Origin of the sequence: Neisseria chenwenguii (assembly GCF_002216145.1) — a bacterium.
Lineage (GTDB): Bacteria > Pseudomonadota > Gammaproteobacteria > Burkholderiales > Neisseriaceae > Neisseria > Neisseria chenwenguii.
On the sequence record NZ_CP022278.1, the window covers coordinates 465,929 to 489,455 of the forward strand.

The window sequence follows — 23,527 nt, forward strand, 5'->3', positions numbered from 1 at the left end:
CGTTACGCTTCGGGCATCAGCGCACCGGTAATTAGCAGCCCGCTCCAATTATCAGGCAGTTGCGACTGCATAAAGGCTTGTGCCAGTTCGAAGCCGTCTTGGCCGCCACCGACAACGCAAAGCGCATAAGGCGGCGAGACTTCCGCCATGATGGTATCCAAACCGTGCTCTTCCTTGCGGCGGCTCTGGTCGAGATAGCCGACGTAATGGATTTTTTCGACAATATCGGCGGGAATATGGTATTCACGGGCAAAATCATAGAGGTTGGGATCGCCGTAAACCCAAATGGTGGAAAAATACAGGCGGATAATTTCGATGTTTTTCAGTTTTTTCCATTGGTTCAAGACGGCTTCAGGCTCATCAATAATATCGCGCACACCCAATACGATATGGGTTCCACGGCTGGCCAGCTCGGGCAGAATGTTGTCCAACTCGTTCATGGCACCGCGCGGAACATTATCGATGACGACGATGTCCGGCTCGAATGCTTCCAATGCGGCATGAATGATGTTTTTGCGGATATTGACCAAACGCTTGACGTCTTTACCCAGCGAACGCGGAATATACTTGCCGTCTGAAGTTTTATAGTATGTCGGCATGGTAACGCTGTCTGCGCCTTTGGAGAGCTTGAAAGCACCGGATTCGCGAACACCCGAAAGCAGCAACACGTCGGCATCAGGATAGGCTTCCAAAACTGCTTGAGACAGCAGCATATTGCGGCGGATATGGCCCAAACCCATGGTATCGTGCGAGTAGAAAGCAATTCTGGGAGCCTCTTTGTTTTTTGTTGTCATGTTCCGTACATTTCCTCTTCACAGCAGAAGCATATCAAAGCAACCCGTTTAATTTTAAACGATTACTGCCACTGCCGTGCAAACTACTAAAAAACGGCTGTAATTATACGGTACGGTAGCGTCACGTCCGAATCTATTACGCATATTTAATCTCATTTAATTTAATATCCCGTTTTATTTTTCATAATATTTAACTATTAATTAACGCAATTTAATTGAACATGTTTTTTTCACGCCGTTCGCCTCTTTTTATCTACCGTCTGTTTTTTGATAGTTAAAGAAGTTTTAAAGTTTTTTTAGTCTAGAGCACGGTTTTACCGGATTGTTCTTGTGCTGCACCTGGAGAATCTGGTGCAATTGTAGTGATTAAGGTTCTAAGCCGTTGATTAAAAAATATCAATCAGGATAAACTATAGGCTCGTTTTAATTTTAACCTGTTATTGAAAGCAGATTTCTATGAAACAGAATAAAAACAAGCTGGCGTTTATCGTGTCAACCGCCTTTTTGGCTGCACCGGCATCCGCCGTTTCGCTGATTAATTACGAGCCGACCGGAACCAAACTCGATTTCGTCGGTTCCGCCCGTCTTCAATGGAAAACCGAAGCCGTCAAAAAAACCGAATACGACGACGGCAAAGTGGACAGTATTACCAAAGAAGCCAAAAACCACCCCATTCAAAACAACGGCTCGCGCTTCGGTTTCAAACTCAACCAGTCGCTGGGCAACGACCTCTACGGCCTCGGCCGCGTCGAATGGCGTTTCCGCGGCAAAGACAATCGCGGCAATAGAACGCCTTCTAACCACGATTTCGACCATCTGTATGCCCGCCAGCTTTATGCCGGTGTCGGACACAATAAATACGGCGAACTGACTTACGGCAACCAGACCGTGATTACCGACGAAGTCAAACAGACCGACCTGGCCAATACCTTAAGCCTGAGCGACGGCCTGCTCACTTCAGGTATGCGCCGCTCCATTCAATATGCTTATAGAAACAAAGACCAAGGCATCAAGGCAGGTGTGTATTACAGCGGTGGCAGCAAACGTGATAACAACGGTTTGACTTTCCTTGATGATGATGACTCAATACAAGAACTCAAAGATGCTTGGGGTACCGGTGCCGTCAAAACATTCAAAATCGACGACAAACAGGAATTTATCCTGTCCGGCGGCGTTACACGCGAGCGCTTTACCCAACGCAACAATGCGCCCGACCGTACGGAAACCGCCTACGCCGTCGGTACGGCATATACTTACGACAACACCACCATCGGCTTGGATGTTGAACGCGGTATCTATAAAAACCACGAAGAAGCCGGCAGAAAAATTACCGAAAACGAAATCCGTTCCGTGATATACCAAAAGCTGACCAGCAACTGGCGCGCTTACGGTATGTATGCCTACAAAACCCAAAAACGCGACGAAGTTGGCGAAAGTTCCGCCCGAAAGAAAAAGAAACACCAGTTTATGCTGGGTACGGAGTATTACCTGATTCCTAAAAGCAAACCGTTTAGCGTGAAAACGTTTGCCGAGGTGCAGGCCAACCGTACCAAATCTTACCGGCGCGGCGACTTGCGCGAGAAAGAGCGTGAATACATTACCGTTGTCGGTCTGCGCGCCTACTGGTAAGCCGTTTTCCGCTTAAATCGTTTTTTGCCCGAATCCCGAATACTGACAACAAGGCCGTCTGAAAACGCCGTTTCGCTGAGAAACGGAATTTTCAGACGGCCTTTGCTGCCATCGCAGTCAAACCGCGCGGGCGGTTTTATTCGGCAAACGTATGTTCCGCCGCCGGAAAGGTTTTCGCTTTTACCGCCGCCACATACGCTTCAACCGCGGCCTGAATGCTGTTCTGCCCTTCCATAAAATTCTTCACAAAACGCGCGGTTTTGCCCGGAAACACACCGAGCATATCGTGCATCACCAAAACCTGCCCGTCGCAATCCACACCCGCGCCGATACCGATGGTCGGACAGCGCACGCCGTACGTCACCTGTTTGGCCAAACCGGCCGGCACACATTCCATCAACACCACCGCCGCACCTGCGTCGTCGTGCGCCTTGGCGTCGTTCAGCAGAGCCGCCGCCTTATCGCCGCGCCCCTGCACTTTATAACCGCCAAACGCAAACACCGACTGCGGCGTCAGTCCGATATGGGCGCAGACGGGAATGCCACGCATTTGCAGAAATTCCGTCGTTTCCGCCATCCATACGCCGCCCTCGAACTTGACCATATGCGCGCCCGCTGCCATCAGTTCGGCAGCCGCCGCAAACGCCTGCTCTTTACTCTGCTGATATGCGCCAAACGGCAAATCGCTGATAATCATCGCGTTTTCCGTACCGCGCGCCACGCATTCGGTGTGGTAACACATATCGCGCAGGGAAACCGGCAGCGTCGAAGTGCGCCCCTGCACCGTCATGCCCAGCGAATCGCCCACCAGCAAAACATCGACGCCCGCCTTATCCATCAGCGCGGCGAAGCTGGCTTCGTAAGCGGTCAGCATGGCGATTTTTACGCCTTCGGCTTTCATCTTTTGCAGCGTGTTTACAGTAATCATTTTGTCGTTCCGCCCTTTTTTCAGACGGCCTCATCGTTTAAACGCGCCCATTATAAGGGCTGAATTTGCGCTGTGGCACAAAAATTGCGCAAAACAAAACAGCCCGCTCGGAAACGAACGGGCTGTTTGGATTGGTGCCGGCACCAAGAGTCGAACTCGGGACCCTCTGATTACAAGTCAGATGCTCTACCAACTGAGCTATACCGGCTTTACTGAACACGCCTCACGGCACAATCAGCCTAAAACTGGTGCCGGCACCAAGAGTCGAACTCGGGACCCTCTGATTACAAGTCAGACGCTCTACCAACTGAGCTATACCGGCAAAAGAAGTGGGCATTATGCCGACAACTTTCCGCTTTGGCAAGCCTTTTGCCGCATCCGGTAAAGGCCGCCTGAAAAATCTTTGATTTTAAATTGAAATATAAGTAACAGTTTCTGTTGCGAATATGTTGGTTTGGAAGGCAGGGTTGGGTAAAACTGCCGAAAGGCCGTCTGAAACGGTTCAGTCCCACAACCGCCGTCAAAGGTTCCGACAATCGCGTTTGATTTTTTGCAACAAAATTTCAGACGGCCTTTTCCACTTTCCCAACGCCTTCAGGCCGTCTGAAAAACCGTGCGGATTCTGATAAAATAGCGCCTCCGCAAATCCCTGTTCACATCATGGCACAACACCCCTACCGCCGTCTGCGCCCGTCCAAATCCCAGCTTCCCGAAGTCGGCATTTCCGAGGAAGGCAACATCCGTTCGCTGCATTTGGGCAGCAACACCATCCAAAGCTCGATGAACCTTGACCATCCCGCCGAGCTGGTGCTTTCGTACAGCCGCGCGATGATGGGCTGGCTGCTGTTTGCCGAAAAAAAACCGCAGCACATCACCCAAATCGGTCTCGGCGGCGGCTCGTTTGCCCGCTGGATAGACACCTACCTGCCCGAGACCCGCCAAACCGCGGTGGACATCAATCCGCAAGTGATTGCCGTGGCGCGCAGCCTGTTCGAGCTGCCGTTTGAAGGGGAAAAATTCGAGATTGTCGAGGCCGACGGCGCGGAATATATCAAGGTGTTCCGCCACAGTACCGACGTGATTTTAGTGGACGGTTTCGACGGCGAGCAAATCATCGATGCGCTGGTGGAAGAGCCGTTTTTCGAAGACTGCCGCCGTGCGCTGTCTTCAGACGGCATCTTCGTCACCAACTGGTGGAGCGGCGACAAACGCTACCAAACCTTTGTCGAACGCCTGCTCAAAATCTTTGAAGGCCGCGTGTTGGAACTGCCCGCCGAAAGCCACGGCAATATGGCGGTGATGGCGTTTCAAAGCAGTCCGAAAGAACAGAATCTCGACAATCTGAAAAAGCGCGCCGAAAAGTTAAGCGCCGCCTACGGCTTGAATTTCAAACGGATGCTGGCCGATTTGAAGGCCAACAATCAAAACAACGGCAAATATTTTTATCTTTAAAACAGGTCGTCTGATGCTTCGGCTTTGCTCAGCAACCGATTTTCAGAATTTCAGACGGCCTCAACACCCGCAACGGAAGTTCCCATGCTCAAACCCGACATGATTCAAATCAAAGGCCCCGCCGGCACCTTGGAAACCATTTTTCTGCCCGCACAAGGCCAAGTGCGCGGCGTGGCGGTGGTCAACCACCCCAACCCGCTGCAAGGCGGCACCAACACCAACAAAGTCATCCAAACCGCCGCCAAAGCCCTAACCCAGCTCGGTTTCCACTGCTACCTGCCCAACCTGCGCGGCGTCGGCAACAGCGAAGGGCAACACGATTACGGGCGCGGCGAAACCGACGACTGCATTGCGGTCATCGACTACGCCCGCGCGCAACACCCCGACGCGGAAAAATTCGCGCTGGCCGGCTTTTCCTTCGGCGGCTACGTCGCCACTTTCGCCGCCCAAACCCGCGAACCCGATTTGCTGCTGCTCATCGGCGCGGCGGTTCACCACTACACTGACCACCCCGAGCCGGTCGCCGTTCCCAATCCCGCCAAAACGCTGATGATTCACGGCGCGGAAGACGAAGTGGTCGAATTCGGCAAAGCGCTCTCGTGGGCGGAACCGCAGGACATTCCAGTGGTCGCCGTGGCCGATTCGTCGCATTTTTTCCACGGCAAACTGATTGTTTTGCGCGATGTCGTGCTGAAATTCGCGCCGGCGGTGTTGGGATAAGCTGCGCTTGATTTAATGTAAAAAGGCCGTCTGAAAAACTGTTTGCCGCATACAAACGGTTTTTTTCAGACGGCCTTCCGCCATCCCCCCCTATCCAAACAGCCTTGCCACATCAGACGTCCGCTTGCGGTACGGCAGTTTGATGTCCACGCGGAAGATGCCGTCCAGCTCGCGGCTTTGGATTTTGGCGTCGTAGTCGTACATCAGCGCAAGGCGTTCCTGAAGGTTGCGCAAGGCCATTGAATTGCCTTTGTGCGGTTTGACGTTTTCGCTACTTTCGGGCGGGGTAAACGGGTTTTCGATGCGGATGTAGATGGCGTTGCGGTTGAGCCGCGTCAATACGGTAATCATGCCCGGGCGGTGGGTGGATTCGACGCCGTGGAAGACGGCGTTTTCCAGCAGCGGCTGCAACAGAAGGTGCGGCGTTTCGGCGTCGTCGGGGGCTTGGTGCTGCCACATCACCTGCACGCGCATATGGCCCATGCGGATTTGTTCGATGGCGATGTATTCTTTCGCCCATTCGATTTCCTGCCCGAGCGTGCTGCTCTGGCTGCCGTCGCGCAGTTGGGCGCGGAACAGGTTGGCGAGGTTTTCGAGCAGAGTTTCGGCGTCATACGGGCGCAAGCGGATCAGACTGATGGCGGCATTGAGGCTGTTAAACAGGAAATGCGGGCGGATGCGCGCGGTCAGGGCGCTCAGGCGGGCTTCGGAAACCGACGGGGCAAGGCTGTTGCGGCGGAAGGCTTCGTTGTACATAAAGCCCAGCGCGATGAGGTTGTAGAGGAAAAAATGCTGGGCGAGCGAGCCTAAGTCGTTGTTGCCCAAAACCATGCGTTCGACAAAAACAAAAATCAGCAGATTGGAGAAATAGGAGATAAAAAACGAATATTTGTTGTTTAAGAGCGCGGGGATGAATTTGCTGACGAAATAGGCTTTGGCCAAAATCAGCAGCAAAACGGGGGTAATCCAGACCACATGGCGGTAGATTTCTTCGGTATAGCCCAACGGAGAATCGGTCAGCAGCGGCAGCAGCAGGGTCATGCTGATGACCAGAATCAGCAGGCGCACGACCGTTGCCGAATTACGCAGGTCGGGAACGACGAAATTGTTGGCGATTTGACGTATAATAGACATCTAGAATGTGTTTCCTTAGCCGTTTCTTTTATTTGCAGCAGCGGAAAACCGCCTGCTTTTTTATTATCCGGGAGCAGTATGAGTAACGATAAAACCTGGTCGGGACGTTTTAACGAGCCGGTATCGGAGTTGGTCAAAAAATATACAGGCTCAATCGATTTCGACAAACGTTTGGCCAAATGGGATATCCAAGGCTCGCTGGCACACGCGCAGATGCTCTGCGAAGCGGGCGTTTTAAGCCAAGACGACCTAGCAGCCATCCGACAGGGTATGGCTGAAATTATAGCAGAAATCGAAGCCGGCAAAGTGGCGTGGTCGCTGGATTTGGAAGATGTCCACATGAACATTGAGCGCCGTCTGACCGACAAAATCGGCGATGCCGGCAAGCGCCTGCACACCGGCCGCAGCCGCAACGACCAGGTTGCCACCGACATCCGCCTGTGGCTGCGCGACCAAATCAGCTATATTCAGGGGCTGATTCAGAATCTTCAGACGGCCTTGGTCGATTTGGCGGAACAAAACGCCGACGTCGTCATGCCCGGTTTTACCCATCTGCAAGTCGCGCAGCCGGTGTCGTTCGGACACCACATGCTGGCCTACGTTGAGATGCTCGGCCGCGATTTCGAGCGCATGGCCGACTGCCGAGGCCGCGTCAACCGCATGCCTTTGGGCGCCGCCGCGCTGGCAGGTACGACCTACCCGATTCAGCGCGAAACCACCGCCAAGCTGCTGGGCTTCGAGCAAATCTGCCAAAATTCTTTGGATGCCGTGTCCGACCGCGATTTCGCCATCGAATTCACCGCCGCCGCCAGCCTGATTATGGTGCACCTGAGCCGTTTGAGCGAAGAGCTGATTTTGTGGATGTCGCCCCGTTTCGGCTTTATCGACATCGCAGACCGCTTCTGTACCGGCTCGTCCATCATGCCGCAGAAGAAAAACCCCGACGTTCCCGAACTCGTGCGCGGCAAATCCGGCCGCATCATCGGCCACCTTACCGGCCTGATTATGTTGATGAAATCCCAGCCGCTGGCCTACAACAAAGACAATCAGGAAGACAAAGAGCCGCTGTTTGACACCGCCGACACACTCATCGACACCCTGCGCATCTACGCCGACATGATGCGCGGCGTCACCGTCAAACCCGAAAACATGCGCTCCGCGGTGATGCAGGGCTTCGCCACCGCCACCGATCTGGCCGACTACCTCGTCAAAAAAGGCATGCCCTTCCGCGACTCTCACGAAGTCGTCGCCAAAGCCGTACGCCATGCCGACGAAGCCGGCGTGGACTTAAGCGAACTGCCGCTCGAAGTATTGCAAGGCTTTTCCGATTTGGTCAGCGAAGACGTGTACACCGTACTCACCCCCGAAGGCAGTCTCAACGCCCGTAACCACTTGGGCGGCACCGCGCCCGAACAGGTGCGTTTCCAAGTCAAACGCTGGCGCAGGCTGCTGGCGTAATTGCCGTCTGAAAAACTGAAAGGCCGTCTGAAAATATGCAAACTTTCAGACGGCCTTTTTTATTCAAACAAAACCATAATTCGGCAACAAATAGCCCGTAGGTGCGGTTAGCCGCCGTAAGCGGCGTAACCGTACGGGCGGCTTGGGTTGAAAATACAAGGCCGTCTGAAAGTTTTCAAACGGCCTTGCTTACTCAAACACTCCGCTTAATTGCTGCTCGGCAATTCTTTTGCCGTCAGCGGTTTGATATACCAAATATCGCGGCAGTAGTCGGCAATCGAGCGGTCGGACGAGAAGAAGCCCATGTTGGCAATGTTGACCAATGCGGATTTGCGCCACGCGGCGGCATCACGGTAGTGGGCGTCGGCTTTGTACTGTGTGTCGATGTAGCTGCGGAAGTCGGCCATCAGCTGGTAGAAGTCGCCGTAAGGTTGCAATACGTCGCCGTAGCGGTTCGGCTCTTCGGGTGAGAAGGTGCCGTGGCTGATTTGGTTAACGACGCGGCGCAGGTCGCTGTCTTTTTCGATATAGCTCATCGGATCGTAGCCTTTTCTGCGGATGGCTTCGACCTGCTCGACGGTGTTGCCGAAGATGTAGCAGTGTTCGGCGCCGACTTTTTCGAGGATTTCGACGTTTGCGCCGTCAAGCGTACCCATGCAGACGGCGCCGTTGAGGGCGAACTTCATGTTGCTGGTGCCGGAGGCTTCAGTGCCGGCCAGAGAGATTTGTTCGTGCAGATCGGCGGCGGGGATGATGATTTGGGCAAGGCTGACGCTGTAATTCGGAATGAAGACGACTTTGATCAGGTCGCGGATGCGTTCGTCGTTATTGATGACTTTGGCAACATCGTTGATCAGGCGGATGATTTTCTTCGCCATATAGTAGGCGGAAGCGGCTTTACCCGCAAAGATAAACACGCGCGGCTGCCAGTCGGCATCGGGGTTTTCCAGAATTTTGTTGTAACGGTCAACAATGTGCATCACGTTTAACGCCTGGCGTTTGTATTCATGGATGCGTTTGATTTGGATGTCGAAGAGCGCATCAGGGTTGACGCTGATGCCCAGCTCAGTTTCGATGTATTTGGCCAAACGCACTTTGGCGGCTTTTTTCACCTCGCCAAATTCGGTCTGAACGGCGGCATCGTCCACCAATTCGTTGAGTTTGGTCAGATTGTCCAAATGCATGCGCCAGTCGTTTTTCTTGCCTTTGCCCAAGTGTTTGTCTAAAAACGCGGTCAGCGGCGGGTTGGCAATGTTGATCCAGCGGCGCGGAGTAACGCCGTTGGTCACGTTGGTGAAGCGTTCGGGGAACACTTTGGCGAAGTCGGCAAAAATGGTGTTGACCATCAAATCGGAGTGGATTTTCGCCACGCCGTTGACTTTGTGCGAACCGATAACCGCCAGCCAACCCATGCGCACGCGGCGGCCGTGGGTTTCGTCGATGATGGAAACGCGGCTGACGAAGTCGTCGTCAAAGCTGCCGATGGCACGCAGGGCGTTGAGGAAATAAGCGTTGATTTCAAAGATGATGTCGAGATGGCGCGGCAGCAGGCGGCCCATCAGATCGACCGGCCAGGTTTCCAACGCTTCGCTCATCAGGGTGTGGTTGGTGTAGGAGAACACTTTGCAGCAGATGTTCCACGCTTCCGTCCAAGCCAAGCCCTCTTCGTCGATCAGAATGCGCATCAGCTCTGGAATCGCCAAAACGGGATGGGTGTCGTTCAAATGGATCGCCACTTCGTCGGCCAGCGTGCGGATGTCGGAGAAACGGCATTTGTGGCGGGCAACGATGTCTTGAACGGATGCGGAAACGAGGAAATATTCCTGTTTCAGACGCAATTCTTTGCCGCTGTCGGTCGAATCGTTGGGATACAGAACGCGCGAAATGTTTTCATCACTGTTTTGCGCGCGCACGGCGGAAGAGTAGTCACCGCGGTTGAAGTCGGCGAGGTCGAACAGATTACCGGCGTGCGCCGTCCACAAGCGCAGCGGGTTGGCGACTTCGCCGCCGTAGCCCGGAATGATTTCGTCGTATGCCCAAGCGGAAACTTCCTCACCCGGCGTCCATTCCTTGCGGTCGCCGAAATTGATGACCTGTCCACCGAAACCGACGGAATACTGTTTGTTGGGGCGGGCAAACTGCCAGGACAAATCCTGGTCGAGCCACAAATCGGGTTTTTCGACCTGCTGGCCGTCAACAATTTCCTGTTTGAACATCCCGTATTGGTAGCGGATGCCGTAGCCCATCGCGGGAATGCGCAAAGTCGCCAGCGAATCGAGGAAACAGGCGGCCAAACGGCCCAAACCGCCGTTGCCCAAGCCCGGATCTTCTTCCTGCTCGCAAACGTCGGCAAATTCTTTGCCCAGCGCCTTAAACGCTTTTTCAAACTCGGCATACACACCCTCGTTAATCAGCGCATTGACAAACGCGCGGCCGAGCAGGAATTCCATAGAAAGGTAGTAAACCATGCGTTTGCTGTTGTCGATGTGGGCACGGCGGGTACGCAGGAAATCTTCCGCAATCAAATCGCGTGCCGCGAGCATGGCGGCATTGAGCCATTGGTGTTCGGTGGCATCTTTCGGATCGACACCCAAGATGAAAATCATCTTATAGACAATAGACTTACGGATGGTTTCCGCATCGGGTTTGGGAATTACATAATCAAAACCGGAGATGGGGGATTTTTGAGTCATGGTTTGGCTCTCTCTTACTAAGTTACTGAAAAAACTGCTTGAGGCCGTCTGAAAGTATATTTTGAAACTATTTCAGACGGCCTGAAAATAAATTACAGACCGTATGCAAATATCAGGCTTTGCATTATATATACAAAACCCCGATGCTGCACCCCGCACGCATCGACGCAGGTTAGAAAATTACAGTTTAAAATCAACCATAACCGCGCCGACAATCAGGCAAACCGCAGACATACGCCATGAGGGCAAGATCAGTTGCGATTCCGGCTATGTTTAAAACAAATTTAAACTGCTGTTTTTCAAAGATAGTTAAACCTCAAAGCCGTCTGAACCTGCTTTTTTCAAAATCCAGATACCCATATGCGCGGCGGCAAAACGGCCTTCGGCGGTATAATTTGATTTACCCGATGGTACGCAAGAAACTTTCCAACTTCCTTGAGGCAGGTTAAATAACTGCCGACTACGTTTGGCATTGACCAACAGCAGCCAGCCACCCTCAAGCAGAATCTGCATCGCCTTGCTGCCGCGGTTGTGCCAGCCCGCATCGCCCATTTCGAGGCCGTCTGAATCCAGCCAGCGCACCTCATCCTCATCCCACCATTTGTCGTCGGCAAGCAGGCCGATTTCGCTGCGCACGCGGATTAAACCGCGCACATAATCCTGCAAAACATGGCGTTTTCCCGGCCAGTCCAGCCAAGTGGTCGGATTGTCTTGGCAGTAGCCGTTGTTGTTGCCGTTTTGACTGTTGCCGAACTCGTCGCCCGCAAGCAGCATGGGCGTGCCGTTGGACAAAAACAACGAAGCGAGCAGCGCTTTGGCGGTGTATTCGCGCGCTTCCAAAACCGCTTTATCGTCGGTTGCGCCTTCGACGCCGTGGTTGTAGCTGATGTTTTCGCCGTGTCCGTCGCGGTTTTGCTCGCCGTTGGCTTCGTTGTGTTTTTCGTTGTAGCTGACCAGATCGTTGAGGGTGAAACCGTCGTGCGCCGTGATGAAATTCACGCTTGCAGACGGCCTGCGGCCACTGTGGTTGAAAATGTCGGACGAGCCGGAAAAGCGCTCGGCAAACATCCCCAAATTGCCGCTTTCCCATACCCAAAATGCGCGCATATCGTCGCGGAAACGGCCGTTCCACTCGGCAAAAGGCTGCGGGAAATTGCCCAAATGGTAGCCGTCGGCGCCGATGTCCCACGCCTCGGCAATCAGCTTGCAGCGCGCGAGCACGGGGTCTTGGTAGAGTGTATTGAAAAACTTGCCGTAGGCTTGGAAATCGGGTTCGCGCGCCAATACCGTGCCCAAATCGAAGCGGAAACCGTCGATGTGAAATTCTTCTGCCCAATAGCGCAGGCTGTCGGCCACCCAGCGCGCCACGTCGCGGTGGGCGATGTTGAGCGTATTGCCGCAGCCCGACCAGTTTTCATAGCTGCCGTCGGGGCGCAGCCAGTACCAAAGCGCATTGTCGATGCCCTTCTGGCAGAGCAAGGGCCCCGGCCAATCCTGTTCGGCGGTGTGGTTGTACACCACATCCATAATTACTTCCAAACCCGCTCGGTGCAAGGCCTTGACCGCCTGTTTCAATTCGTCTGCCGCATTTTCCGGATCGGACGCGTAAGACGGCTCGGCGGCAAAATGCGAATAAGTGTTATAACCCCAATAGTTCGACAACCTCACTTTTTGCAGATGGTATTCGTCCAAATGTTGCTGCACGGGCAACAACTCGACCGACGTTATCCCCAAATCTTTCAAATACTTAATCACGCGACCATCCGCCAACGCGCGGTAAGTGCCCGCATTTTCCAAATCGGGAAACTGCTTGGTAAAGCCCTTTACATGGGCTTCGTACACCACCGTTTCCCCCCACGACACATCGGGACGCACATCGCCCGACCAGTCGAAACCGTCGGCCCCGACCACCACGCTTTTGGGCGCAATTTCGCCGTTGTCGCGGCCGTCGGACTGGTGGAACAGCGCCATTTCCGCCTCATTGCGGTAAACCGGCCTGCCGTCGATTAACTTGGAATACGGATCAACCAACAACTTCTGCGGATTAAACCCCTGCCCCTGCTTGGTTTCACCGTAGCCGTGCACACGGAAACCGTAACGCTGCCCCGCCCTCACGCGCGGCACAAACCCGCAAAACACCGAACCCGTTCGCGTCGGCAACACCAGCCGCGTTTCTCGGTTTTCCCCGTCAAACAGACACAGCTCGACCCGCTCGGCATTGAGCGAAAACAGCGTAAAATTCGCACCCTTATCCGTCAGCGTCACGCCCATCGGATAAGGCATACCCTCTTCAATCTGCCAAGTTGCGGCAACCATACTTCAAAACCTTTATTGCTTGAAAAATATCGTGTTGAGGCCGTCTGAACGTTTTTCAGACGGCCTTTAAGCATCTGAACTGCTGAAACCGTCTGGTGCCGTCTGAAAATTTTCAAAACCTATACCGTAGGGCGGACATACTTGCCCGCCGCCCGAAAAACAGAATGCAGACAAAAATAACGGAAATACAAATGCATCGAATTTTGTCCTACGGACAAGCGGTGGGCCGGCAAACCAGCCCTACAACGGAAAACCGGCCTGCCTAAAGGCCGTCTGAAGATTTCCAAAAAAACCCAAACCGTTATTTCAGACGGCCTCTGAAACAACGGTTATCTTTTTACTTCAGATGTTTACCTGCCAACCTTCACCGTGCCTGCCGTTTTTGTCCGCGTCGTTTTGGCGGGTGCGGCTTCGGCGGTTTCTGCCTTTGCGGCGCGGGAACGGGTTTTCACAGGAGCTTTTTCTGCCGCGGTTTTGGTTGTCCGCGCGGTTTTGGCGGGCGTTTTTTCCGCTGCGGTTTTGCGCGTCCGCGTGGTTTTTACCGGTGCTTTTTCGGCATCATCCGCTACGGCTGCTTTGGCTGTTTGGGCCGGCGCTTTTTCGGCACTTGCTTTGGCAGCGGTTTTCTTAGCGGAGGGCTTCTTTGCGGCGGCCTTTTTCGGTTCAGACTTTCCCGCGGGTTTTTCGGCCTCTTTATACAGGTAAACGGTGGACAAAGGCGGAATGGTTAAAGCGAGGGATTGGGGTTTGCCGTGCGATTCGATGTTTTCGCTGGCAATTTCCGCGCCCGGGGTAACACCGCTGCCTTTGTAGTCCGTGCCGTCTGAATTGAGGATTTCGCGGTACACGCCGGCTTCGTTGACGCCGAAGCGGTAGCCTTCGCGCACGACGGGTGTGAAGTTGCTGATGACGATGACACGGTTGCCGTCGCGGTCGCGGCGCTCGAAGACGAAAACGGAATTGTTGCCGTCGTCGGCCACCAGCCATTCAAAGCCTTCCGGCCATTGGTCGAGCTGGTAAAGCGGGGCATAGTCACGGTAAACGTGGTTCAAAGTGCGTACATAATCCTGCATGCCTTTGTGCCAGCCGCCCTCTTCTTCGAGCAAAAACCAATCGAGCGCTTCCTGATAGTTCCACTCCCGGCCTTGCGCAAATTCGTTGCCCATAAACAGCAGTTTTTTGCCGGGATAGCCGTACATAAAGCCGTAGTAGGCACGCAGGTTGGCAAACTGCTGCCAGCAGTCGCCCGGCATTTTGCCCAGCAGCGAGCATTTTCCGTGTACCACTTCGTCGTGCGACAGCGGCAAAACGTAGTTTTCGCTGTATTGGTACATCATGCCGAAGGTCATTTTGTTGTGGTGGTATTTGCGGTTGATGGGGTCTTCTTTCATGTAGCTGAGCGTGTCGTTCATCCAGCCCATGTTCCATTTGAAGTCGAACGCCAAGCCTTCGTTGCGGGTGACATTGGGGAACGCGGTCGATTCTTCGGCCACTTTCACCGCTCCCGCGGCTTCGTTTTGCAGCATCACGTTGGTGTCGTGCAGGAACGCGGCGGCTTCGAGGTTTTCGCGCCCGCCGTATTGGTTGGGAATCCATTCGCCGTCTTTGCGCGAATAGTCGCGGTACACCATCGAAGCGACGGCATCGACGCGCAGTCCGTCGAAACCGAAGCGTTCAACCCAATATAAGGCATTGCCTTGTAAGAAGTTTTTCACTTCGGTACGGCCGAAGTTGTAAATCAGCGTGTTCCAATCCTGATGGTAGCCTTCGCGCGGGTCGGAATGCTCGTACAAAGCCGTGCCGTCAAAATGGTTGAGGCCGTGGTCGTCGGTCGGGAAGTGGCCGACCACCCAGTCGAGAATCACGCCGATACCTGCATCATGGGCAGCCTTAATCAGCGCCTTCAATTCGTCGGGCGAACCGAAACGGCTGGTCGGCGCATAAAGGCCGGTGGCCTGATAGCCCCACGAACCGTCAAACGGATATTCGGACACGGGCAGAAGCTCAATGTGGGTGAAGCCCATGTCTTTCACATAATCCACCAGCTCTGTGGCAAGCTGCTCATAGGTCAGCCAAAAATTGTTTTCCGGATTGCGGCGCCACGAGCCGAGATGCACTTCGTAAATACTTACGGGCGCATCAATGGCGTTGGCTTTTTCGCGGAACGCAGGCGTTTCGACTTTGGCCGGCAGGCCGCGCACCACCGATGCGGTGGTCGGGCGCAGTTCCGCGCCGAAGGCATACGGGTCGGCCTTTTCGCGCACATTGCCGTTGGTGTCGCGCACTTCGAACTTATACAGCGCATTGAGTTTCACATCGGGCACAAACATTTCCCAAACGCCGATGTCGCGGTGGAAGCGCATCACATGGCGGCGGCCGTCCCAAGCATTGAATTCGCCGACGACGGAAACGCGCTGCGCGTTCGGCGCCCACACGGCAAAGCGAACGCCTTTGGCGCCGTCGAGTTCGGCAAAATGCGCGCCCAGCGTTTCGTAAGGCCGCAGATGGCTGCCCTCGCCCAAAAGCCAGACGTCCATTTCCTGCAAGGCCGAACCGAAGCGGTAAGGATCTTCTTCGCGCTGCGCCTCGGCGTCTTCGCGGTATTTGATGTTGAGCGCGTAATCAGGCGCACCCTCGGGCAATACGGCGACAAAAAGGCCGCGCCCGTCGATTTTTTCAGACGGCACAATCACTTTGCCGCTGCCGCGTTCGACAATTGCCACGCCGTGCGCATCCGGAACCAGGCAGCGCACCACTTCGTCGCCCTCTGCGATGCGGTGGCGGCCGAGGTAGCCGAACACATCGCCGTGCGTCGCGGCAAACAGGCTGTCGATGGTGGCGCGTTCGGTAGCGTCGATCTCGTGATATTTCTTGGTTTGGCTGTTTTTACTCATGCGTACCTCGTCAATCATGGAAAGTTGGCCGGACATCAGCCTCTGTTTGGAAAAATCTTCAAGGGAAACGGGCATTTTTTTCGCCCAATTCGGATAGCCGCGCGCAATGCCCGGCACGTTTAAATTTTCAACCACGCCCAGCAGGTTTTCAAGCTGCACGGCGTAAAGCAGACTATTGCCCAGCGCGCCGTAGCGGTGGACGGCTGACAACAGCGTTTCGTTCATTTCAGACGGCATCCCGTAATCCTGCGGCAGGCAGTCCGTCTGTTTCAATTTACCCAGCAAATCTTCTTTGTCGCGGAGGCGAACCTCTGATGCCGTCTGAAAAGCTGCGTCACCAAGCGTGCCCAGGCGGTGCATGGTTTCCAAATCGTTAAGCGCCCACCAACCCGCCAGCGGCGCGACGTCGTGGGTGCTGACCGCAGTGACCGCACGCGTCGGGTAATCCTGCGGCAGCTCGAAACCCTGCCAGTTTTTGCTGAAATACAAAACCTTATACGACAACACCCGATAGCGGTCGAGCAGATGGCGCACTTCGTCGGGAACCGTGCCCAAATCCTCGCCGATGACCACGCACCTGTTGCGGCAGCTTTCCAGCGCCAGGATGGCAAACATCACTTCGGCGTTGTAATGCACATACGCGCCCTGCGCCGCGCTCTGCCGCCCGACCACCCACCACAGGCGGAACAGCGCCATCACATGGTCAATCCGCAATACGCCGTAAAGGCGCATATTTTCACGCAGCAACGTAACAAATTTTTCATAACCGCCGTGTTTCAACACCAGCGGATTGAGCGGCGGCAGATTCCAGTTCTGCCCCGCCGGGCCGAGCGGATCGGGCGGCGCACCGATGGAAGCGTCTATGCAGTACGAACCGCCGTCAAGCCAAGTATCCGCGCTGCCGCGCGCCACGCCCACCGCCAAATCGCCGTAAATGCCGAGTTTCACGCCATTTGCCGCCGCGGCCTCGTTTACCGCCTCAAGCTGCGCGGCGCAAAGCCATTGCAGCCACATATAAAAACGGATTTCGCACGGATGCGATTCGGCAAACGCCTTGACCGCCGCGCTTTCGCAGTTTTGAAATTCAGACGGCCACGACAGCCAGCCGATAAAGTCCCAATCTGCGCCGTGTCCGTAGGCATCGTCTATGGCGGCAAAGAGGCCGAAGCCCGCCAGCGCCGCGCCTTTTTCGGCGGCAAAAGCCGCAAACGCCGCGCGTCCCGCTTCCGCCGCTTTGGTTTTGTACTGCTCAAACGCCTCAAACGCCAGCCACAAAGCCTCGCGTTTCAGCGCCCAAACCGCCGCGTAATCCACCACCTCCGCCGCGCGCACCGCCGCCAGCCGCGCCTGATTTTCCGGCTTGTTCAGCCAAGCCTGCGCCTTGCGGCTGTAACCAAAGGCGCCGACGCGGTTCACGTCCAAATAAAGCGGATTGAGCCGCTCGCGCGACGATGGGCTGTACGGGCTGGCGTATTCGGGGTTGGAGGCGAACAGCGAATGCAGCGGATTGATACCGATAAAATCCAGCCCCTTTTCCCCCGCAAACGCCGTGAGCGCTGCCAAATCGGAAAAGTCGCCGATGCCCCAGTTTTGCGCCGAACGCAGGCCGTAAAGCTGCACGGTCAGCCCGTTTGCCCGCATGCCGTCTGAAAAACCGCGCGGGCGGTAAACCGCTTCGGGCGCGGCCACCAAGCGGATGCGGCGAACCGCACCGCCGATTTCTGCGCAAAGCGTGTAATAACCCGCCGCCAAAGCAGGCAGCGAAATCCGCAGCGTTTCGGCGTTTGGCGTAATTCCAGATGCCGCACCCGTTTCGTCTTCCAACCAAACCCGCGCGCCGCGCCAATGTTCGGGCAGCGTAAATTCCGTTCCGCCATCCGCCGCCAGTGCCGCCGTATCTTCGTAAAGACCGTCTGAAACGCCGCCTGCCAACGCCGACGCCAGCGCATCAAATACTTCCTGCGAAGTTTCGTGATAAGTACCGTTGATGTCGTAAAACCCCAAACCGATACCGAACCGCGCCGCGTTTTCCTCCGACATTTCATGTTGCGCCATATTGAAATTCTTTTAAAAACAAACAGCCCCAATCTTAATACAGATTGGCGGCGGTTTAATCTGTAATTTTATGTAACCGCAGGGGCGCCGCATTTTTTCTCGGTTTTGTTTGATGTAAACCAAATCTGCGCTGCGGCTGCCTGACGGTATTTTTATATAAAGAGAGGCCGTCTGAAAACCCTTTCAGACGGCCTGTGCCGAATCTCAATTAATGATGGTGGTGATGACCATCGGGGCCGTGAACATGGCCGTGGGCGATTTCTTCCGCACTCGCCTCGCGAACGCCGTCCACCGTGGCTTTAAACAGAATCTTCATGCCCGCCAGCGGATGGTTGCCGTCCACCACGACTTTGCCGTCGGCCACGTCGGTAACGCGGTAAATCAGCACATCGCCAGTTTCAGGATCGTCCGCCTCAAACATCATGCCGACTTCCACTTCCACGGGAAACACGCTTGCGTCTTCGATGCGCACCAATTCGGAATCCTGTTCGCCAAACGCATCGTCGGGCGAAAGCGCCACTTCGACCGTATCGCCGACGTTTTTACCGTGCAGCGCCTCTTCCACCAACGGGAAAATGCCGTCGTAACCGCCGTGCAGATACGAAATCGGTTCTTCGGTTTTGTCCAAAAGCTGGTTGTCGGCGTCAAACATCTCGTAATGCAGGGAAACGACGGAATTTTTAGCAATAGCCATTTGGTTATCCTTAAATTATTACCTTGTTGAGTATTAAGCGGTCATTCTAACACAGCTGCCCCCTGATACAGTTGTTTTCAGACGGCCTCAGGTAAAATAAACGCAGCGCCTACTTCAAAAGCCTGAAAATCGGAAAGTAAAAGCTGTTATTTTCTTTCTGTTTGTCGTTTTTTTACAACCAAATCAAGCATCAAGCCAAGTGCCCCAGCTGTTTTTTCTGATTGATCCGAAAATTTTTTATCTTATTTTTGTCAAATATCTATTTGATATTAAAAGATTTTCATAAAAATATCCCTATCCCGCCGATATTTTTTTAAAAATTTGCGGAACTAATTTGTAGTTTTAGTAAACTAAGACCTACATTCTGAGCATTCCCGTTTGGGTTGATGCCGTTGCATTGGATTTGCCCATAAGGCATAATCCGCCGGGATTCAGTAATGAATCTACTTGTAGAGGCCGCTTGGCCGTTTTTATGTTTTTTTTAAATCGATTTAAGAAGGTAATACAAAATGAAAAAATCTCTGTTCGCTGCTGCTTTGATGGCTTTGGCTTTGGCCGCTTGTGGTCAAAAACCTGCTGCTGACGCCGCTGCTTCTGCTGCTGACGCCGCTGCTTCTGCTGCTGACGCCGCTGCTTCTGCTGCCGATACTGCTGCTTCTGCTGCCGATACTGCTGCTTCTGCCGCTGCCGGTGCTGCCGACACTGCTGCTTCTGCCGCTGCCGGTGCTGCTGCTTCTGCTGCCGACACTGCTGCTTCTGCTGCTACCGGTGCCGCTTCTGCTGCTAAATAATATTCTTCGCGAATGCAAAAAGCAGGATACCCCGTGTATCCTGCTTTTTTGTTTGCCTTTTTTTCAGACGGCATGATGCCGTCTGAACTTTTCCGGCGTATCATTCAGCCGTTCCCATTTCCCTACTCCACGCCATGACTTCCGAACTGCACCGCGCGTTTTCCCGATTTCTCTCGCCCGCCGAAATCTTAGCACTCTCTCCCGAGCTGCTGGTTGACCAACGCCGCCGCTTTACCGCCACACCCGACATCATTTTGCAGCCGCACACGGTCGAAGCCGTGCAAAACGTTATGCGCCATTGTTTTGCGCACCGCATTCCCGTTACCCCGCAGGGCGGCAATACCGGACTTTGCGGCGCGGCGGTTGCCCAAAGCGGCGTTTTGCTCAACCTTGCCAAACTCGACAAAATCCGCGAAACCAATCCCGCCGACAACAGCATCACCGTCGAAGCCGGCGCAGTTTTGCAGCGCGTGCAGGAAGCTGCCGGACAGGCCGGCCGTTTTTTCCCGCTGAGTTTGGCCAGCGAAGGCTCGTGCCAAATCGGCGGCAACATCGCCTGCAACGCCGGCGGACTGAACGTCTTGCGTTACGGCGCCATGCGCGATCTGGTTTTAGGTTTGGAAGTCGTTTTGCCCGAAGGCACGCTGGTTTCCCACCTCCAACCGCTGCACAAAAACACCACCGGCTACGACCTGCGCCATCTGTTTATCGGCAGCGAAGGTACGCTGGGCGTGATTACCGCCGCTACGCTGAAACTGTTTGCCCGCGCGCAAACCACCGCCACCGCATGGGTTACCCTGCCCGACATCGAATCCGCCGTCCGCCTGCTGACGCTCACGCAGGGCAGTTTTGCCGAAAGGCTGTGCAGCTTCGAACTGGTCAGCCGCTTTGCGCTGGAATTGTCCTCGGCATTCAGCCGTCTGAAAAAGCCCGATGACGGCGAATGGCACATCTTATTAGAGCTTTCCGACTCGCTCGACAGCCCCGATTTGACCGACCGGCTGGCCGAATTCCTCTACCAAAACGGCTTTGAAAACAGCATCATCGCCCAATCCGAACAGGAACGGCGCGATTTATGGACGCTGCGCGAAAACATCTCCGCCTCGCAGCGCCACCTCGGCACCAGCATCAAACACGACATCGCCGTTCCCATTGCCGCCGTTGCCACGTTTGTACGCGAATGCAGCGCCGCGCTTGCGCAAAAATTCGACGGCATCCGCATCGTCTGCTTCGGCCACCTCGGCGACGGCAGCCTGCACTACAACACCTTCCTGCCCGACATCCTCAGCAACGAAGCCTACTCCTACGAAGACGCGGTCAACGACGTCGTTTACGAACACGTTCTGCGCCACAACGGCACCATTGCCGCCGAACACGGCATCGGCATCATCAAAAACCAGCGTCTCCCCGCCGTGCGCACACCCGCCGAAATCGCTCTGATGCGCGCCATCAAAGCCCATCTCGATCCGCACAACATCATGAATCCGGGCAAGCTGCTGCCTTAAGCAGGAAACTTTAACGGCCGTCTGAAAACCACAGTTTTCAGACGGCCTTTCATCATCCGCCCTGCTCCAGCGGCTTTTTCTGCCAATAAAATTTCCCCGTTTTCAGACGGCCTTGCGCCACTTCCGCGCCGCCCAGCTCAAACCAGAGCGCTCCCGACAAATCGGTACGCAAAAGGCGGATGCCGTGGGCACTAAGGCGGGTTTGCACGGCTTTGGCGGGATGTCCGTAGCCGTTGGCATAGCCGGAAGAGGCGACGGCGTAAGTCGGGGAAACGGTGTTGAGAAACGCGCCCGCCGATGAGCTGTTGCTGCCGTGGTGACCCAAAACCAACACATTGCTGAACAGCGCGGCGCCGTATTTTTCCACCAGCGCCAGCTCGCCCGCCTACCCCAAATCGCCCGTCAGCAACGCGGCCTGTTTGCCTGCCACCACGCGCAACACACAGCTTTGGTCGTTGTCTTCGCCACTGAAATGTTCAGACGGCCTCAGCAGTTCAAACCAAACGCCGTCCCATTGCCAGCGTGTTTCGCGGCAAAACGCGGCCTGTGGATAAAATTCGGGCTGCCCCGCGAGAATTTCGGCGGCGGGCTGCGCGCGGGAAACGGCGGGGAAACCGCCGTCATGGTCGGTATCATGGTGGGAAAGGATGAGTTTGTCCAAACGGCGCACGCCCAGCGCGTTCAGGCTGGGCACGATGCCCGCATTGGCGGCCTGCGCCGTGCCTGCGTCGAATAATAGATTGTGGTTTTGCGTTTGCAGCAACACCGAAAGCCCCTGCCCCGCGTCCATCACCGTCATTTTCAGACGGCCTGCCGCGGTCGGTTCGGGGCGGTAAAACACGAATCCGAACAGAATCAGGCAGGAAAGCGGTTTCAAGCCCGTGCCGCGCGGCAGCAGGATAATCAGCGCGGCGGCAAACGCCAAAACCGCCAGCGGCCACGGCGCGGCGGCGACGCCGTATTCGGGCAAAATGTCCGCCAGCCAAACCAAGCCGCGCAGCGTGTATTCCGCTAAAAATCCGCCCGCCAAACGCAAAGTTTCAGACGGCATTACCGAGCCGGCCAGCGCCAGCGGCGTCAACACCCACGAAAACCACGGAATCATCACGGCGTTGACCAAGGGGCTGGCCAGCGGCAGCGAGGCAAACAGCCAGCCCAGCATCACCACCGACATCACTGTCGCCGCCCATTGCCCGCGCACCGCTAGCTTCCAACCGCGCTCGTTCAGACGGCCTGAATCCGCCCACAACAGCGCGCCGACCAAGCCGAACGACAGCCACGTTCCCACACCCAGCGCCGCCAGCGGATCGAGCAGCAACACCAGCGCAAGCGCCTGCCACCACGCCGCCCAAACCGACGTGCCGCTGCCGCGCCACCACGCCCAAGCCAACACCGCCAGCATCAGCGCGCTGCGCTGCGTCGGCACGGAAAACCCCGCCAGTCCCGCATAAAACAGCGCACCCGCCGCACCGCCGAGCAACACCCACAATTTCGGCCGCGCGGGCGTAAACGGCAGCGGCCGCAGAATCCGTTTGACCAAAAACCCAAACAGCAGCGCTACCATCGTCACATGCAGCCCTGAAATACTGACCAGATGCGTCAGCCCCAGCGGCCGGAACGCCTGCCACAATTCAGACCTCAGCGCCGACTGTTCGCCTATGCTCAATGCCCGCATCAGGCCGATGCCGTCTGAAACGCCCGGATGTCCTGACGACACTTCCTGCCAGCGGCGGCTGATGTTTTCCCGCCAAACCGTCAGCAGCAGACCACGGTTCGAGGCCAGCGCTTCCCTGCCCTTGCCGGCCATTCCTACCCCACCGATGCCGTTGGCCAACGCCCACGTTTCGCGGTTCAACCCGCGCAGGTTTACCTCGCCAATCACCGGCCGCACCCGCGCCGACACCTTCCACCGGCTGCCGACCGGCCAATCTCGCAGGCGGTAATCCGACAACAGCAGCGTAAACCGCCGCCCCTCATTGTTTACCGCCTCAGCCTCAAACTGTACCCGCCTTTCATTGCGGTTGGGCAGCCCCGTCACCTCCAGCACCAACGCCGTATCCGCCTGCGCGGCTAACGGCCACTGCATTGAAAGCGCAGCCTCCGTCCGCCACACACCGTAAGCCGCGCCGAACAGCATACAAAAAAGCAGCAGCGCGGGTTTGAACTTCCACGCCGCAAAAAGCAAAACAGCCGCTGCCGCCGCCCAAATCCAAACAGGCGGCAGCAGCGGCAGCGCAAACGACAAAATCACCCCGACCACCCAGCCGGGCAGTACGTAAGACGGCATAACGGTTTCCCTTTTTATAATTTTGATTATGATAGTTTAAATTTTGGCGGATGTCATGTTTCAGGGAACGGCGGATGGGAAATGAGGGGGTCAGACTTGTTTAAACACACTTTGACTGCGACAGGCTGTCTGAAAATGTGGTTTTCAGACGGCCTCAGCCCTCGCAGGGTGGGGGCA

General features: G+C 55.4%; 13 protein-coding genes, 2 tRNA genes and 1 pseudogene. 6 read left to right on the forward strand and 10 right to left on the reverse strand.

Annotated elements, in window-relative coordinates; all coding sequences use genetic code 11:
- Positions 1 to 2 precede the first annotated feature (2 nt).
- Complete coding sequence (locus tag BG910_RS02355; protein ID WP_198344818.1) at positions 3 to 794, reverse strand: glycosyltransferase family protein; 792 nt, start codon at positions 792 to 794, stop codon at positions 3 to 5.
- A gap of 456 nt (positions 795 to 1,250) precedes the next feature.
- Between BG910_RS02355 and BG910_RS02360 the strand changes: the two genes are divergently transcribed.
- Positions 1,251 to 2,423, forward strand: coding sequence for a porin (locus BG910_RS02360; RefSeq protein ID WP_089035459.1), 1,173 nt, complete (start codon positions 1,251 to 1,253; stop codon positions 2,421 to 2,423).
- A gap of 136 nt (positions 2,424 to 2,559) precedes the next feature.
- On the opposite strand, the gene panB is transcribed toward BG910_RS02360, so the two are convergent.
- The 3 genes from panB to BG910_RS02375 form a co-directional block, all read right to left on the reverse strand.
- Complete coding sequence (panB, locus tag BG910_RS02365) at positions 2,560 to 3,351, reverse strand: 3-methyl-2-oxobutanoate hydroxymethyltransferase (protein WP_089035460.1); 792 nt, start codon at positions 3,349 to 3,351, stop codon at positions 2,560 to 2,562.
- Between the two features lie 132 nt (positions 3,352 to 3,483).
- Positions 3,484 to 3,559: transfer RNA gene (locus BG910_RS02370), tRNA-Thr, on the reverse strand.
- A 38-nt stretch (positions 3,560 to 3,597) separates the two neighbouring features.
- A tRNA-Thr gene (locus BG910_RS02375) sits at positions 3,598 to 3,673 on the reverse strand.
- Between the two features lie 338 nt (positions 3,674 to 4,011).
- On the opposite strand from BG910_RS02375, the gene BG910_RS02380 reads away from it, so the two are divergent.
- Both BG910_RS02380 and BG910_RS02385 read left to right on the forward strand, forming a co-directional pair.
- Positions 4,012 to 4,803, forward strand: a complete 792-nt coding sequence (locus tag BG910_RS02380) for a polyamine aminopropyltransferase (RefSeq protein WP_089035461.1) — start codon at positions 4,012 to 4,014, stop codon at positions 4,801 to 4,803.
- An 84-nt stretch (positions 4,804 to 4,887) separates the two neighbouring features.
- Complete coding sequence (locus BG910_RS02385) at positions 4,888 to 5,523, forward strand: alpha/beta hydrolase (protein ID WP_089035462.1); 636 nt, start codon at positions 4,888 to 4,890, stop codon at positions 5,521 to 5,523.
- A gap of 90 nt (positions 5,524 to 5,613) precedes the next feature.
- Here BG910_RS02385 and BG910_RS02390 read toward each other — a convergent pair whose 3' ends face one another.
- A complete protein-coding gene (locus BG910_RS02390; RefSeq protein ID WP_089035463.1) occupies positions 5,614 to 6,657 on the reverse strand; it encodes a sensor histidine kinase in 1,044 nt (347 codons plus the stop codon).
- A 78-nt stretch (positions 6,658 to 6,735) separates the two neighbouring features.
- Between BG910_RS02390 and argH the strand changes: the two genes are divergently transcribed.
- Positions 6,736 to 8,115: an argininosuccinate lyase gene (gene argH, locus BG910_RS02395; RefSeq protein ID WP_089035464.1), complete on the forward strand. Its 1,380-nt coding sequence runs from the start codon at positions 6,736 to 6,738 to the stop codon at positions 8,113 to 8,115.
- A 206-nt stretch (positions 8,116 to 8,321) separates the two neighbouring features.
- Here argH and BG910_RS02400 read toward each other — a convergent pair whose 3' ends face one another.
- The 4 genes from BG910_RS02400 to BG910_RS02415 all read right to left on the reverse strand — a co-directional run bounded on the left by BG910_RS02400 (position 8,322) and on the right by BG910_RS02415 (position 18,767).
- Positions 8,322 to 10,808, reverse strand: coding sequence for a glycogen/starch/alpha-glucan phosphorylase (locus tag BG910_RS02400; protein ID WP_089035465.1), 2,487 nt, complete (start codon positions 10,806 to 10,808; stop codon positions 8,322 to 8,324).
- A gap of 309 nt (positions 10,809 to 11,117) precedes the next feature.
- Positions 11,118 to 13,124, reverse strand: coding sequence for a glycogen debranching protein GlgX (gene glgX / locus BG910_RS02405; protein ID WP_089035466.1), 2,007 nt, complete (start codon positions 13,122 to 13,124; stop codon positions 11,118 to 11,120).
- 350 nt (positions 13,125 to 13,474) lie between these two features.
- A complete protein-coding gene (glgB, locus tag BG910_RS02410) occupies positions 13,475 to 18,073 on the reverse strand; it encodes a 1,4-alpha-glucan branching protein GlgB (protein WP_089035467.1) in 4,599 nt (1,532 codons plus the stop codon).
- Positions 18,074 to 18,281: 208 nt separating this feature from the next.
- Entirely contained in the window at positions 18,282 to 18,767 is a 486-nt protein-coding gene (locus tag BG910_RS02415; protein ID WP_089035468.1) for an FKBP-type peptidyl-prolyl cis-trans isomerase, read from the reverse strand.
- A gap of 509 nt (positions 18,768 to 19,276) precedes the next feature.
- Between BG910_RS02415 and BG910_RS02420 the strand changes: the two genes are divergently transcribed.
- Both BG910_RS02420 and BG910_RS02425 read left to right on the forward strand, forming a co-directional pair.
- Complete coding sequence (locus BG910_RS02420; protein WP_089035469.1) at positions 19,277 to 19,558, forward strand: hypothetical protein; 282 nt, start codon at positions 19,277 to 19,279, stop codon at positions 19,556 to 19,558.
- Positions 19,559 to 19,692: 134 nt separating this feature from the next.
- A complete protein-coding gene (locus BG910_RS02425) occupies positions 19,693 to 21,063 on the forward strand; it encodes an FAD-binding oxidoreductase (RefSeq protein ID WP_089035470.1) in 1,371 nt (456 codons plus the stop codon).
- 52 nt (positions 21,064 to 21,115) lie between these two features.
- Here the strand turns inward: BG910_RS02425 and BG910_RS02430 are convergent.
- Positions 21,116 to 23,350, reverse strand: a pseudogene (locus tag BG910_RS02430) (DNA internalization-related competence protein ComEC/Rec2).
- Positions 23,351 to 23,527: the final 177 nt, after the last annotated feature.

Excerpts from the sequence above, each read along its gene's own strand:
- BG910_RS02355 (WP_198344818.1), bottom strand. The coding sequence starts at position 794 with ATGACAACAAAAAACAAAGAGGCTCCCAGAATTGCTTTCTACTCGCAC.
- BG910_RS02360 (WP_089035459.1), top strand. The coding sequence starts at position 1,251 with ATGAAACAGAATAAAAACAAGCTGGCGTTTATCGTGTCAACCGCCTTT.
- panB (WP_089035460.1), bottom strand. The coding sequence starts at position 3,351 with ATGATTACTGTAAACACGCTGCAAAAGATGAAAGCCGAAGGCGTAAAA.
- BG910_RS02380 (WP_089035461.1), top strand. The coding sequence starts at position 4,012 with ATGGCACAACACCCCTACCGCCGTCTGCGCCCGTCCAAATCCCAGCTT.
- BG910_RS02385 (WP_089035462.1), top strand. The coding sequence starts at position 4,888 with ATGCTCAAACCCGACATGATTCAAATCAAAGGCCCCGCCGGCACCTTG.
- BG910_RS02390 (WP_089035463.1), bottom strand. The coding sequence starts at position 6,657 with ATGTCTATTATACGTCAAATCGCCAACAATTTCGTCGTTCCCGACCTG.
- argH (WP_089035464.1), top strand. The coding sequence starts at position 6,736 with ATGAGTAACGATAAAACCTGGTCGGGACGTTTTAACGAGCCGGTATCG.
- BG910_RS02400 (WP_089035465.1), bottom strand. The coding sequence starts at position 10,808 with ATGACTCAAAAATCCCCCATCTCCGGTTTTGATTATGTAATTCCCAAA.
- glgX (WP_089035466.1), bottom strand. The coding sequence starts at position 13,124 with ATGGTTGCCGCAACTTGGCAGATTGAAGAGGGTATGCCTTATCCGATG.
- glgB (WP_089035467.1), bottom strand. The coding sequence starts at position 18,073 with ATGGCGCAACATGAAATGTCGGAGGAAAACGCGGCGCGGTTCGGTATC.
- BG910_RS02415 (WP_089035468.1), bottom strand. The coding sequence starts at position 18,767 with ATGGCTATTGCTAAAAATTCCGTCGTTTCCCTGCATTACGAGATGTTT.
- BG910_RS02420 (WP_089035469.1), top strand. The coding sequence starts at position 19,277 with ATGAAAAAATCTCTGTTCGCTGCTGCTTTGATGGCTTTGGCTTTGGCC.
- BG910_RS02425 (WP_089035470.1), top strand. The coding sequence starts at position 19,693 with ATGACTTCCGAACTGCACCGCGCGTTTTCCCGATTTCTCTCGCCCGCC.